This window comes from Kitasatospora sp. NPDC059571 (genome assembly GCF_042735675.1).
Classification (GTDB): domain Bacteria; phylum Actinomycetota; class Actinomycetes; order Streptomycetales; family Streptomycetaceae; genus Kitasatospora.
The window spans coordinates 6,904-20,078 of the sequence record NZ_JBHWBW010000105.1 but is presented as its reverse complement, the minus strand read 5'-3'; the positions used below and the strand labels follow the sequence as shown (position 1 = coordinate 20,078).

At 73.3% G+C, this 13,175-nt stretch carries 10 protein-coding genes; all 10 read right to left on the bottom strand.

From position 1 onward, the window contains the following. Positions 1–175: 175 nt before the first annotated feature. Entirely contained in the window at positions 176–1,432 is a 1,257-nt protein-coding gene (locus ACFV0G_RS14965) for a phenylacetate--CoA ligase family protein (RefSeq protein WP_380546634.1), read from the bottom strand. A 15-nt stretch (positions 1,433–1,447) separates the two neighbouring features. Beyond that, positions 1,448–2,314 carry an SDR family NAD(P)-dependent oxidoreductase gene (locus tag ACFV0G_RS14960; RefSeq protein WP_380546632.1) on the bottom strand — a complete coding sequence of 289 codons (867 nt, stop codon included), beginning with the start codon at positions 2,312–2,314 and terminating at the stop codon, positions 1,448–1,450. Then, positions 2,311–3,621 carry an MFS transporter gene (locus ACFV0G_RS14955; RefSeq protein WP_380546630.1) on the bottom strand — a complete coding sequence of 437 codons (1,311 nt, stop codon included), beginning with the start codon at positions 3,619–3,621 and terminating at the stop codon, positions 2,311–2,313. The genes ACFV0G_RS14960 and ACFV0G_RS14955 overlap by 4 nt, the downstream gene beginning before the upstream one ends. Continuing rightward, the gene (locus ACFV0G_RS14950) at positions 3,618–4,844 is read right to left on the bottom strand and encodes an AMP-binding protein (protein WP_380546628.1); all 1,227 of its coding nucleotides are present in this window, start codon (positions 4,842–4,844) and stop codon (positions 3,618–3,620) included. The genes ACFV0G_RS14955 and ACFV0G_RS14950 overlap by 4 nt, the downstream gene beginning before the upstream one ends. Beyond that, positions 4,841–5,911, bottom strand: coding sequence for a RimK family alpha-L-glutamate ligase (locus ACFV0G_RS14945; protein ID WP_380546626.1), 1,071 nt, complete (start codon positions 5,909–5,911; stop codon positions 4,841–4,843). Before ACFV0G_RS14945 ends, ACFV0G_RS14950 begins: the two co-directional genes overlap by 4 nt. Positions 5,912–5,975: 64 nt before the next feature. Beyond that, a complete protein-coding gene (locus ACFV0G_RS14940) occupies positions 5,976–7,361 on the bottom strand; it encodes a KamA family radical SAM protein (protein ID WP_380546624.1) in 1,386 nt (461 codons plus the stop codon). Between the two features lie 6 nt (positions 7,362–7,367). Next, positions 7,368–9,074: a class I adenylate-forming enzyme family protein gene (locus tag ACFV0G_RS14935; protein ID WP_380546622.1), complete on the bottom strand. Its 1,707-nt coding sequence runs from the start codon at positions 9,072–9,074 to the stop codon at positions 7,368–7,370. A 321-nt stretch (positions 9,075–9,395) separates the two neighbouring features. Continuing rightward, a complete protein-coding gene (locus tag ACFV0G_RS14930; RefSeq protein ID WP_380546620.1) occupies positions 9,396–10,745 on the bottom strand; it encodes a flavin monoamine oxidase family protein in 1,350 nt (449 codons plus the stop codon). Further along, the gene (locus ACFV0G_RS14925; RefSeq protein ID WP_380546618.1) at positions 10,742–11,041 is read right to left on the bottom strand and encodes an acyl carrier protein; all 300 of its coding nucleotides are present in this window, start codon (positions 11,039–11,041) and stop codon (positions 10,742–10,744) included. The genes ACFV0G_RS14930 and ACFV0G_RS14925 overlap by 4 nt, the downstream gene beginning before the upstream one ends. Then, on the bottom strand, positions 11,038–12,711 hold the full coding sequence (locus tag ACFV0G_RS14920; RefSeq protein ID WP_380546616.1) for an AMP-binding protein: 1,674 nt from the start codon (positions 12,709–12,711) through the stop codon (positions 11,038–11,040). The genes ACFV0G_RS14925 and ACFV0G_RS14920 overlap by 4 nt, the downstream gene beginning before the upstream one ends. Positions 12,712–13,175: the final 464 nt, after the last annotated feature.

The window sequence follows — 13,175 nt, the reverse complement described above, 5'->3', positions numbered from 1 at the left end:
GCCCTTTCAAGCACGGTTGGGCTGCGCCGGGGCGCGGGAGAGCCCGTGGGAATTCCGGTGGGGGCCCGTGGCCGGGGGCCCCCCGGGCGCGGGGGACCGGGCCGGCGCGGCCCCCGCCACCCGGGGGGGGCGGCCGGGCGGTGGGGGTGGGGCCCCCGCCCGCCGGGCCGCGGCGTCAGTTCTTCGGGCGTTCGTCGATGACCTGCCGGAGCTTGCCGGTGCGGGGGTTGGTGACCAGTTCGGAGCGCGGGACCCACTCGACGGCGAGCGGGTGGATGACGCCCGCGGCCGCCTCCTCCGGGTAGGTCGGGCGGGCCGCGTAGACGGCGGCGATCAGGCGCTCGGTGAGGTCGGCGGGCGGCTCGTCGGTGTAGCCGAGACGCAGGATCAGGCCGTCCCGGCCGTCCCAGCGGCGCTGCACCATCTGCATGCCGGCGATGAACCGGCCCGGGTCCGCGGCGACCAGGACGGCGCGGACGTCCTCGGTCGGCATCGAGACGATCCCGACCCGGCCGCCCTCGTCCGAGCGGCCGAGCAGCCGGAACTGCCGGCAGTCGGCGTCGACCCACTCGGCGCGGTCGCCGGCCGGGTAGCGGATGATGGGCATCAGGGTGCGGAACAGGTTGGTGACCACGACCCGGCCGGGCACGCCCGGCACGGTGATTGCTTCGCCCGTGCCGCTGTCCACGATCTCGACCAGCGTCCGGTCCGGAAAGGCCTCGTGGAGCCGGACGTCGTCGCCCGGCACCGGCGAGGCGACGAGGCCCGCGTCGACGGAGGCGTAGCCGATCGAGGAGACGGCGGCCTTGGGGAAGGCCCGGGACAGCAGCGGCCGCAGATCGGTGAAGAGCAGGTCGCCGCCGAAGAGCAGCAGTTCGACCGACTCGGCGACCTGTCCGTGCGCGACGAGGTGTTCGGCCACCGCGGTCAGCTTCATCGGCTCGCCCGCGAGCACGTGCACGCCGAAGCCGGTGATGAGGTCGGCGATGTACTCGTTCGGTGCGGCGCCGCCGACCGGCAGCCGGACGTTGTCCACCGGCGCGTGGTGCAGGGCCCCCTCGATGAACAGGAAGCCGCTGTACAGCTCGCCGGCGCGGAACAGGTTGGCCACCCGGTGCCCCGGCTTCAGGCCGGCCCGGACCATGCCCGCGCCGAAGGCGGTCAGCGCCTCGGCGTGCTCGGTGCGCGTCCACGGCGAGAGCTTCGGGGCGCCGGTGGTGCCACCGGACTTGTAGACCCCCGCGTCGCTGAGCGGGCCGGTCAGCAGCCGGTTGTCCGCCGCCCGGTTCGCCGCCCAGAAGGCGTCCTGGTCGACGATGGGGAGCTGGGTGAGGTGCGAGACGGTCCGCGGCACGTCGCGGTACGCCTCGGCGTAGAACGGCGAGTGGTTGCGGGCCAGGTCGACCAGCTCTTGCAGTGCTTTCGCGGGCACTGATCCTCCTGAGGTCTAAGGGAGTTCGGGTCGGCCGATCCAGGTGCGGGCGAGTGTCCCCACGACCCCGCCGTCCCGGTCGGTCAGTTTCTGGTCCAGGTACTCGGCGGCCCACCGGTTGGTCGGGATCCGGAAGGCCGGGCGGTCGGCGCGCAGCGTGTCCACCACGACGTCGGCGACGTCCTGCGGCTGCTGCCCCGCGCCCTCCCAGCCCTGGCCGCCGACCCAGGCGATGTAGTCCGCGAAGGTGGGCGCGTACGGGCCGGAGGCGGCCTCGACGGTCTTGCGGTTGACGTCCGGGAAGATCCCGAACGAGGTGCCGCGGACGAAGCCGGGGACGACGACGGAGACCTTCACCCCGTGTGCCGCGGCGACCGGGGCCAGGCTCTCCATGAAGCCCTCGACGGCGAACTTCGCGGCGCAGTAGGCCTCGTTGAAGGGCTGGCCGACCACGCCGTGCACGCTGCCGATGGTGACCAGCCGGCCGCCGGAGGCGCGCAGCAGCGGCATCGCGGCCCGGCTCACCGCGATGACGCCGAAGAAGTTCACCTCCAGGTTGGCCCGCAGCGCGGCCATGGTCGACATCTCCAGGGTGGGGTCGAAGTTGGAGATCCCGGCGTTGTTGACCACGGCGTCGAGCCGCCCGTGGTCGCGGGCGACCGCCTCCGTGCAGGCGGTGACGGAGTCGGCGTCGGTGACGTCGAGCCGGCGGACGTCCAGGCTGACGCCCGCCCGCTCCGCCGCGTCGAGCAGCGGCCCGGCGCGGTCGGGGTCGCGCATGGTCGCCACGGTGGTGAAGCCGGCCCGGGCCGCGGCGACCGCGGTGGCCAGGCCGATCCCCGAGGAGGTTCCGGTGATGAGGCAGATCCGGGGTGTCGTCATGGCGCGCTGTCCGCCAGGGCCGGCTCGGTGCCGGCGGTCGGTCCGTCGCCGGCCGCCTGCGCCTTCTCGCGTTCGGCGGCGTCCAGTCGCGGCTGGATGCCCAGCGCCGGGAGGAAGGAGAACGCCGCCAGCAGGGTGCCGCCGGCCATCGCCGTCCGCGCCGCGTCGAGGACGCCGAGCGAGGGCGTCAGCAGGGTGACGACCAGGCCGCCGACCAGCGCGGCGAGCGGGATCACGCCCCAGGTGACGGTCCGGTACGCCGCGTGCATCACGCCCTGGTTCTCGGCGGACATCCGGGACTGCCGGGCGGGGGCGCTGCACACGTTGATGCAGGACATGAAGAAGCCGTAGCAGCCCATGGTCACGGCGATCACCGGCCCGGACGGCAGGGTCGGCGCGGCGAGCACGCCGAGGCCGACCAGGCAGTGCAGCAGCAGGCCCCAGGCCATCGTCCGGCCGGTGCCGAGGCGTTCGGCGATCTTCGGGGCCACCACCGCGCCGAGCAGGGCACCGACCGCGGCGACGGACATGGCCGCGCCGAAGACCGCGACCGAGACGCCGAGGCCGCGGTAGGCGAGCACGGGCAGGACGGTCACGAAGACCGGACCGCCGCAGTTGAGCGTCACCGCCGCCACCACGACGCGGCGCAGCACCGGGTCGGACCAGTTCAGCCGGAACCCGGCGGTCAGCCGCTGCCACACCGAGCCGGTGACCCCGGTCTGCCGGCCCCAGCTCGGCATCGAGCGGAAGCAGAGCGCCGAGACCAGGTAGCTGGCGGCGTCCACCAGCAGGGCGGCCACACCGAGTGCGCTGTAGAGCGCCGCGGCGATGGTCGGCCCGGACACCTCGGACACCGAGCGGCTGCCCTCCAGGCGCGAGTAGGCCCGGACGAGGTGCTCCTCCTCGACGACCGCGGGGACGGCGACCAGGTACCCGACCGTGAAGAAGATCGTCGCGCCGCTGACCACCGCCACACAGCCGAACAGCAGCGGGGTGGAGAGCAGGTCCAGCCAGTACGCCAGCGGGATCACCGCCACCGCGACCAGCCGCAGGAGATCGCAGGCCAGCATCGTCCAGCGCTTGTCCCAGCGGTCGACGAGCACGCCGGCGATCGGGCCGAGCAGGGGGATGCCCAGGTACTGGGCCATCGCCACGATGCCGACCTGGAAGGCGCTGGCGTGCAGCACGAAGATCATCAGGGTGGGCACCACGAAGACGGTGACCCGGTCGCCGACCGTACTGACGGTCTGGCCGAACCAGAACAGGTTGAACCCGCGACCCAGCCGGGCGGGCCTGCGCAGCTTCACGACTCCTCCCGGACGACGAGGTTGGCGGTCTTGCCGGTGCGGTCGTTGCTGACCAGGGCGTCGACCGTGCGGACCCGGAAGGACTCCGGGTCGTGCTGGAAGGCGGTGCTGAGGGTGAAGGTCGCGGCCAGGACCTCCTTGCGGAGCCGTTCGGTGTCGACGCCGGCGTCCGGGTCGGTCAGCAGCAGCACCTCCACCGCGGTGGCGCGGCCCCGCTGTTCGGTGATGAGGACCTGGGCCCGGGAGACGCCCGGCTCCTGCTCGGCGCGGGCGACGACCTCGTCGACGTGGAGGCCGAGGCCGCGCACCTGCACCACGCTGTCGCGGCGGCCCAGCACCTGCATGGCGCGGCCCGGGCGCCCACAGGGGCACTCCGTGATCCGGCCGGCGTCGCCCGTGCGGTAGCGCAGCACCGGGTTCAGCATGGCGGGGTTGAGCGTGGTGAAGTCGAGCAGTTCGTCCGGTCCGGCGTGCACCAGCTGCTCGGGCAGCGGGTGGAAGGTGTCGGCCGGGCAGTCGGGGGTGTTGGTGCCGACCACCCAGGTCTCGGTGCTGCCGAACATGCCCCAGCGCTGCGCGTCCGGTGCCACCACCGCCATGTCCTCGGCGAGTTGGGGCTGCCATGCCTCGCCGAGCCAGAGCACCTTGCGCAGCGCGGGCAGGGTGATCCCGGCGGCCCTGGCGTGTGCGAACCAGAGGCGCAGCACGCTCGGGGTGCCGCCGATGGCGGTCACCCGGCGCGCGGCGAAGAAGCCCAGCCAGTCGGCGTACTCGTCCCGGGTGACCGAGCCCACCGCGATGATCCGGCAGCCGGAGAGGTCGGCCAGGCCGGCGGCGAGGAAGTGCGCGCCCCACATCCGGCCGGCACCCCAGGCGTTGACGAAGACGTCGTCGCGGTCCAGCGGCTGCCAGTGGGCGGCCACCCCGGCCATGTAGAAGCCGGTCGGCGCGTAGCCGATCTTGGGTGCGCCGGTGCTGCCGCCGCTCTGGAACAGCCAGGTGGCGCCGTCCTCGGCCTTCGGCTCCAGGTGGGCGAGCGCGGTGTTGAGGTCGTCCTTCACCAGCGGCGGCAGCGCGGCCAGCTCGCCGAGCGTGCCGACGGTCTCGCAGCCGGTGTATCGGGACGCCAACTCCGGTACGGTCTTCAGTCGTTGCAGGTTGCTGCGGGCCACGTCCAGGGCGGCTCCGGCCGCCTCCGGCGGCAGCGAGAACGACTCGGTCACTTCTCCCCCGTTCCGGCCGCGAAGGACCGCGTGCTGGTGGCGACGCCGTTGGCCAGCCACTTGGCGTGGGCGTCCCGGTAGGCGGCGAACCGGGCGCGGGTGATGTCCCGCTGGACGGAGCGGTTCGGGTCGTCGAAGTCCGGGGCGATCACGCCGTCCGGCTCGAACTCGGAGAACCAGAACCGCTCGCCGTCGTGCAGGAAGTCGATGCAGAAGAACGGGATCGGCAGCCGCTCCGCGAAGTAGGCGGTGGCCTCGGCCAGTTCGGCCGGGATCTCGGCGAACTCCATGGTGCCGCCGCGGCTGGCGTTGGCCACCGGCGAGCCGGCCTCCGGGGTCCGCCTCAGCACCGCGTACGGCTTGCCGTCGATGACGTACACCCGGTGGTCGACGGTGCCGTCGCCGAGGTAGGGCTGCACCACGAGGGTGGTGTCGCCGCCCTGCGCCAGGCTGGCCAGGCCGCGGATGTCCTCCGCGCTGCGGGCCAGGTTGATCCCGCCGCCGCCGCACCACCCGGCCGGCTTCACCAGGGCCGGGTACGTCATGCCGGCCAGCGCCACCTCGTACAGGTGCTTGCCGACGTCGCGGCCGCTGCCGATCCGGATCGTGGGGATCGGCGGCACCGGGGAGCCGTCCAGGAAGAGCAGGGTGGCCAGCTTGTCGTTGCCGATCAGCGAGGCCTGCGGCGGGAACGGCAGGTAGAACCCGGCCTGTTCGAGCACCGCGCAGAGCGCGTACTGGTTGAACACGTCCATCGACTGGTACGGCAGCGAGTAGAGCGCGGTGACGAAGAGGGTGTCCTGCGGGGTGACCTCCTGGTCGTCCACGTAGACCCTCGGCCGGCCGCGGACGGTGCCGTCGACGGTCACCGCGTCGGGCGAGTGCCGCGTCCAGCTCATCCCCATCGCCTCGGCGACCTCGGCGTACATGTCCCAGAAGTAGTGCTTCCACATGGCGCCGGTGCGGGTCGACTCGCGGTCGGGGAAGATCCAGCACATCCGGCGCAGCGGGCCGGCGGGGCCGCCCGCCGCTGCGGCGGGTTCGCTCATCGGGGTGGGTGGGGTCATCGTGGTCCTCACTGGGAAGCGGCCGGGGCCGGCCGGCGGGCACGGCCTCGGACGGGCGGGGGGTTCAGGTGCACGGAGTGCCGGGCTGCTCGGACCACCAGCGGCGGCCGGCCTCCGGCAGGGTGTCGACCGGGTCGTAGTAGGGGTGGCGCCGGTCGAGCGGGAGGTCGGCGCCGGCGTCCCGGGCCTCCAGCCCGGTGCGGTAGTTCTTCGTCCAGTAGGAGACGCCGCGTTCGCGGTCGTAGGCGACCGCCTGGTGCACCCAGCGCTTGCCGACGTTCGGGACGTCGCAGACGATCCGCGGGGTGGCGTAGCCGGGCAGGTAGCCCATGATCGCCTCCTGGAGCCGCTGGGCCTCGTGCACGGAGGTCCGCCAGTGCTCGGCGTTGGGGATCATGTCGCAGAGGTAGAAGTAGTAGGGCAGGATGTTCGCCTCGCCCTGGAGGGCGAAGCAGAGGTCCAACAGGTCCTCGGGTGTGGCGTTGACGCCGCGCATCAGTACGCCCTGGTTGCGGACGTCCCGGACGCCCGCGTCCAGCAGGGCCCGGGCGGCCTCGGCCACCAGCGGTGTGACGGACCGCACGTGGTTGGCGTGGGTGTGCACGGCGAGGTTGACCGACCGCCGGGCGGCGACCGCGGCCACCCGGCCGATCCCGGCCAGCACCCGGGGTTGCAGCCAGTGCTGCGGCAGGCCCACCACGGCCTTGCTGGCGAGCCGGATGTCGCGCACCGAGCCGAGCTCCAGCAACCGCATCAGGAACGATTCCAGCTGGGGCCACGGCACGTTGGCGAGGTCGCCGCCGGAGACGACGACATCGCGCACGGCCGGGCTGCGCTTCAGGTAGTCGAGCATCTGCTCCTGCCGGTCCACCGGCCTGAGCACCAGCCTGGCCTTGGCGACCTGGGGGGTGGAGGTGCCCACCAGGTCCATCCGGGTGCAGTGCCCGCAGTACTGCGGACACGTGGCGACCAGCTCGGCGAGCACCTTGGTCGGGTAGCGGTGGGTCAGGCCCTCCGCCACCCACATCTCGGCCTCGTGCAGCGAATCGCGCTCGGCCCTCGGATGGCTCGGCCAGCGCGGGTGCCGGTCCGCGCGCACGGGCAGCATGTAGCGCCGCACCGGGTCGGCGAGGAACGCCTCGGTGAAGGCGTCCGGGTCGCCCGGCGCGTCCGCCGCCATGGTGTTCAGCATCTGCGGCGGCAGCAGCATCGGCATCGTGGCGAACTGCTCCTGGTCGGCGGCCAGTTCCTCGTAGAACCGGTCGGTGAGCAGCGGGCCGGCGACGGCCCGCAGCTGCCTCGGGTTCTTGATGCAGTGCGCGCGCTGCCACTGGGCGTCCCGCCACTGTGCCGCGGTGACGTCGCGCCAGCCCGGCAGCCGCCGCCAGTCCGGTTCGGCCAGGGGCGTCCGAACGTACTGGTAGGGCTGCCGGATCGCGTGGTGGTCCATCGGGTGCTACTGGCCGGTGAAGAGGGTGGCGAAGCGGGTCCGCAGCTCGCGCTTGAGCACCTTGCCGGTGGGACCGAGCGGGAAGTCCTCGGGCGTGCGGGCGATGCTGACCGCGGCGAGCGCCGCCAGGCCGGCCTCGACCAGCGCCTTGTTGGCGGCCTCCTGGACCTCCTCGGCGCTGCTCCCCGCGGCGTCCGCCTGCAGCCGGACGACGGCGATCGGCCGCTGGCCCTCACCGGGGGCACCGGGCACGCCGACCACCGAGCAGTCCTGCACCAGGTCGGCGCAGTCGGCGAGCAGCACCTCCTCGATCGGCAGGCTGTAGACCGGGCCGTGCGCGGTGTCGATGACGTCCACCGTGCGGTCGAGGTGGTAGAACGCGCCGTCGGCGTCGCGCCGGGCCACGTCGCCGGTCAGCCAGTAGCCGGCCAGCTCGAAGGTGGCGGTGAGCTTCGGGTTGTTCCAGTAACCCGGGGTGCGGGACGGGGTCTGCACGGCGAGCATCCCGACCGTGCCGTCCGGGACCTCGTCGCCGTTCTCGTCCAGCACGGCGGCACTGCGGACCACCTCCAGCGGCTTGCCGACGCAGCGGTCGTTGCGGACGCTCTCCGGTGCGGTGACCTGCCCGAACAGCGCCATGCCCATCTCGGAGGAGCCCAGCCCGTCGACGAACTGCGAACCGGGCAGCGCGGGCTGCTCGGCCTTCTCCTGCGGGAGCAGCCACGGCTTGATCAGCCCGGCCGGCCGCTCGCCGAGCTCCACCAGCCGGCGGATGTGCCCGTAGTGGGCGCTGTCGCCGGTGTTGAACCAGGAGTGCACCTTGGCCGCGCCCTTCACCGGGAGCTCGCCGGTGGCCAGTTCGACGAAGGTGCGCGGGAAGGAGGCGACCATGGTCGGCCGGAAGGCCTCCATCACCGGCTCCACGACCGACCGCCGCCAGTCCGCCATCACCACGGTCGGCAGGCCCAGCAGGGTGGCGGTGAGGAAGTAGCTCAGGCCGCCCGCATGGGTGTGCGGCATCAGCGACATCAGCCGGTCGTACGGCTCCGCGGGGAAGCGCTCCATCCGGGGCTGCTTGCCGTCCCAGAACTGCCGGTGCGCCAGCATGGTGGACTTCGGCGTGCCGGTGGTGCCGGAGGAGTGGATCAGCGCGACCACGTCGTCCGCCGCGTGCCGGTAGGGGTACTCCGCCGGCAGCTGCGCCGAGGAGATGTCGAAGGCCTGGATCTCGGCGGCCATCGCGATGAACCGCGGCCGGCGGCCCGGGTCCTCCCGGTAGGCGGCGGCGAGCCGGGTCGGGTCGTCGGCGACGATGCCCACCACGCCGACGTGGTTGAGGTAGCGGACCATCACGTCGTGCCGCATGGCGTCGTTGATGAGCGCGGGGACGGCACCGAGCGCGGTCAGCGCGAGGAAGTGCAGCAGCGGCTCCAGTCCCTCGCCGACCACGATGCCGACCGGCTCCCCGGGGCGCACGCCGTTGGCCCGGTACCAGGTGGCGTAGCGGTCCCGCAGGGCGGCGAGGTCGAGCAGGCTGTGGCCGCGCAGCACGACCTCGCCGCGGTGGTCGGTGTGGTGGCTGTAGGCGAACGGGACCGCCCGGTTGGGGTTGACCGCGATGGCGTGGTCGAGGAAGTTGCCGGCGCCGAGCTCGGGCTCGGTCATCAGCTGCCGCCTGGCGGCGAGAGGTGCGATGGACGTCTGGTCGCTCATGGCGCTCTCCTGGGGGGACGGCCGGTCGGGGCTCTTGTGGAGTCCGTTCCGGGCGGTCGAGGGGAAAGGTCCGGTCCGCGCTGGATCGACGGGCCGGTGGATCGGTGGATCGGTCGTCCGATGGAGCGGGTGGAGCGGTGGAGCGTTCCTGACGCATGGATATGACGATGCGTCAGAGCTTGTTTCGGCCTGGCGGCGGCGCCGGACGGCGTCCGGTCGCGGGTGGGTCGCCGGCAGGTCGCCGGGCGGTGCTGCCGGGGCGGCGCCGCCGGTTCGGTACTGCCGGGGCGGCGTCGCCGGTTCGGTGCTGCCGGTTCGGTACTAGCGGGCGAGGATCTCGGCGACGACGCGCCGAGCGGAGCGGATCGCGCCCTCCATGAGCCCGAAGTACTCGGTGCTCGTCTCGGTGCCGGCCCAGTGCACCCGGCCGTGCGGTGCGGTCAGCGTGGGACCGTGCCGGAGCCAGTCGCCCGGGCCGAAGAGCGCGGCGTAACAGCCCCTGCTGTACTGCTCGTTGACCCAGTCGGTGACATGGAACCCGATCGGATCCGGCAGCATCGGGAACAGCCGGGCGGCCTGCTCGACCGCGGCCGTCCGCTGCCGCTGCGGGTCGAGTGCGGCGAACCGGTGCGCCTCGTGCCCGGTGACGAAGCCGGTCAGCACACCGGCCCCGCCCTCGGCCGGCGAGTCGTCCACGGTGGACAGCAGCGGGCCCTCGGCGTTGACCGACCAGCCGGACAACCCGTGGTCGCGCCAGAGGGGTTCGGGGTAGACCAGGTTCACCTTGACCGCGCAGCCGCGCGCCGTCCGGGCGCTCGACCGGCGGACCGGCGGCGCGGGCAGCTGCTCGACGGCGTCGGCCAGCAGCGGCGGCAGGGCCAGCACCGCGACGTCGGCCCGGTATGGGCCGCCCTTCGCGTGCACGGTGACCCCGTCGGCGTCCTGGTGGACGGCGGTGACCTGCTCGCCGAGGCGCACCCGCGGGCCCAGCCGGTCGGCGAGCCGCTCGCACACCTGGTGGGCGCCGCCCGCGATCCGGTCCTGCTGCGCGCCTCCCTCGAAGGCGTTGAGGTAGCGGATGCCGCCGCCCGAGCGCAGGTAGAAGGCCATGTGCAGGACGGAGACGTCGGCCGGATCGGCGGCCATCATCTCCCCCAGGAACAACGGGAAGAAGAGCCGGGCGTCCGGGTGGGTCAGGTGCCGGTCGGCCCAGGCCGCCGCGGTGGTGGTGTCCAGCCGCTCGGCGTCGGGGGTGAGCCACGGTGCGTCGGGCCGCACGGCCGCGGTGAGTTCGTCCAGCAGCTCGAACATGTCGCCGAGGGCCACCGCGTTCAGCGGCGGGAACCGCCCGTCCCGCGTGGCGTCCTCGGCGCCGAGCGCGAAGCGGCTGGCGCCGGCCATCGTGGTCGGGGTGGTCTTGAGCCCCACCTCGGCCATCAGGGCGAGCAGTTCGGTGTGCCGCTCGCCCAGGTACGCGGCGCCGGCATCGATCCAGCCGCCGGGCGCCACCTCGAGGCCGTGCGTCCGGCCGCCCACCCGGTCGCGCGCCTCCAGCACGGTGACCTCGATCCCGCGCTCGGCCAGCCCGGCCGCGGCGGCGAGGCCCGCGATCCCCGCCCCCACCACCACCGCGGAGGCAACGGCGCCCGTGCGGTCGCCGGGGCCGGTCATCGGGCGGCCGCGACGGTGCGGGCGAGACCCGCCGGGGTCGGGTCGCGCAGGAAGTCGTCGAAGGAGAGCTCCACGCCGTGGCCGCGGGCGATCGCGCTCAGCACTCTGGTGGCGATCAGCGAGTCGCCGCCGAGGAGGAAGAAGTCGGAATCGGCCGTGACGTCCGTGGTCTCCAGCACGCGACGGAAGATCGCCACCACGCCCTCGGCGTCCACCCCGGCAGCGGGGCCGGCGCCGGGGCCGGCACCGGGGCCGGCGATCGCGCCGGCGGCGGGGGTGGTGGTCTCAACACTCATCGAACGTCTCCTTTGACCTGGTCGTGTGCTGCGTGCGATTCGCGGGGTGTGTGCGATTCGCGTGCCGGGTGCGGGGTGCCGCTCCCGGCGCTGCGGTGGGTGCCCGGCCGGGCCGCGTGGCGGCGGTCGGTGCCCGCCCGGTCGACCTTGCCGCTCGCGGTGAGCACGAGCTCCGGGACGACCGTGACCCGGCTGGGCACCAGGTGGCCGGGCACCCGGGTGCGCAGGTACGCCAGGATGTCGGCGTCCAGCGTCGCGGCCACGGGCGCGGTGCGCGGCACCACGTACGCGACCAGGGCGGACCGGCCCGCCAACGTGGCGGCGGCCACGGCCACCGCACCGACCTCCGGGTGGCCCGCGATGTGCGCCTCCACCTCGGCCGGGTCGACCCGGATGCCCCGCACCTTGATCTCGTTGTCCAGCCGCCCCTCGTGGGTGAGGACGCCGTCCGGCGAGTTGCTCACCCGGTCGCCGGTACGGAACCAGGGCTCGCCGTCGACGGTGCTGAACCGGGCGGCGGTGGCCTCGGGGAGCCCGAGGTAGCCGAGGGCGACCGCGGCTCCGCCGATCAGCAACTCCCCCTGTTCGGAGATCCGTTGCACGACGTGCGGCAGCGGACGGCCGATCGGTGCGCGGGCGCTGCCGTCCCACTCCGTCCCGGGGCCGGGGATGCCCGGTCCGTGCAGGTCGACGGCGTGCGTGACGAGCGTGGTCTCGGTGGAGCCGTAGGTGTTGACCAGGCGGATCCGCCCGGTGTCCAGTCCGCTCCAGTCGGCCAGCCGGGCGGGGCTCGCCGCCTCGCCGCCGATCACCAGCAGCCGGACGCAGCCGGGCAGGGCGAGCCGGTCCTCGGCGAGGTGGAGCACCAACTCGTGCCAGAAGGCGGTGGGCAGGTCCAGGACGGTGATCCCGCGGCGCTCGACCATCCGCAGGAAGCGGGGGAACGACCCGGAGTACGCCTCCGCGTCGAACACCAGGGTGGCGCCGGCGGTGAGCGTCGGCAGGATCTCCTCGAAGCAGGTGTCCCAGTTCAGCGAGGCGAACTGCAGCACCCGGTCCTCGGGCGTCAGGGCGAACAGGTCCCGGAGGGAGTGCACGGCGGCGGAGACGGCCCGGCGGGGGGTGACCACCGGCTTCGGCGCACCGGTGGAGCCGGAGGTGAAGAGGACGTAGGCCGGGTCCTCGGGGCCCGCACCGGCGGAGCCGGTCGGCCGGAGGTCGTTCGCGCGGAGGCCGTTCGCGTCGAGGCTCTTCGGGCGGGTGTCGCCGCAGTGGTCCGGCGATTGCACAGGCCCCGGCCGTGCGATTCCCGGCGCGCCTTCCGCCGGTTCCGGGTGCGGGCCTAACTCCATTAACTCCAAGCGGAATCCGGCGTCCGCGGCGGGGGCGGCGGCCACCATTGTGCGGCAGCCGGCGGCCGCCAGCATCGCCTGTCGGCGCTCAATCGGGAAGGCCGGATCGACGGGGCAATAAGCGCCGCCCGCCGCGAGCACACCGAGCAGTCCGACGACCGTTTCCGGCGCGTGGGTCGCCGCGACGGCAACCGTCCCCGGCCGCGGCCCCAGGCGCGCGGCCAGGCCGTTCACCAGCTCGGCAAGCCGGCCGTACCCCATGGCGTGCCCGTCGTGGACAATCGCCGGACGTTCTGGATATCGCCCAGCGATTCCCATGAACGCGTCAAGTAGGTCAGAGGCGACCCCATTGACGCCTCGATTCTTTGACATGCCCGCCCCAAATGATGCCTGCGAGCGCCCGTCCGTGCTCGGCGATCCGGGACTCTACCTTCGAACATGCGTAGCCACAATGGTTGTTGAGTTGATATCCGCGAGGCCCTGTGGCTGAACTGTGAACGAGGTCGACCATCTCGGCTTCGAAACCGACCGTTTGACGCCTCCACCCGAAGGGGTGCCCCGCCGGGCCCTATTCCCCGACCGGCCTGACGCACCATCGACCCTGCGGGTGCGCACCGTTCGCCCCGCGGGCGGGATGGGAGCGATTCCATCCACCTGTTACCGACGGAGTGTCAGACCTTGGACCCGGCAGTCGACTTGATCGCTCAACGCGATGACCCGGCCGTGGTACCCCGGCCGGGGAATCGCGGTCCGACGCGGTGTCGTACGTCCCGGTAGTGCAT

Bases quoted from the DNA above. Each gene is read 5' to 3' on its own strand.
- ACFV0G_RS14960 (WP_380546632.1), bottom strand. From the start codon at position 2,314: ATGACGACACCCCGGATCTGCCTCATCACCGGAACCTCCTCGGGGATC.
- ACFV0G_RS14945 (WP_380546626.1), bottom strand. From the start codon at position 5,911: ATGACCCCACCCACCCCGATGAGCGAACCCGCCGCAGCGGCGGGCGGC.
- ACFV0G_RS14940 (WP_380546624.1), bottom strand. From the start codon at position 7,361: ATGGACCACCACGCGATCCGGCAGCCCTACCAGTACGTTCGGACGCCC.
- ACFV0G_RS14935 (WP_380546622.1), bottom strand. From the start codon at position 9,074: ATGAGCGACCAGACGTCCATCGCACCTCTCGCCGCCAGGCGGCAGCTG.
- ACFV0G_RS14930 (WP_380546620.1), bottom strand. From the start codon at position 10,745: ATGACCGGCCCCGGCGACCGCACGGGCGCCGTTGCCTCCGCGGTGGTG.
- ACFV0G_RS14925 (WP_380546618.1), bottom strand. From the start codon at position 11,041: ATGAGTGTTGAGACCACCACCCCCGCCGCCGGCGCGATCGCCGGCCCC.
- ACFV0G_RS14920 (WP_380546616.1), bottom strand. From the start codon at position 12,711: ATGGGAATCGCTGGGCGATATCCAGAACGTCCGGCGATTGTCCACGAC.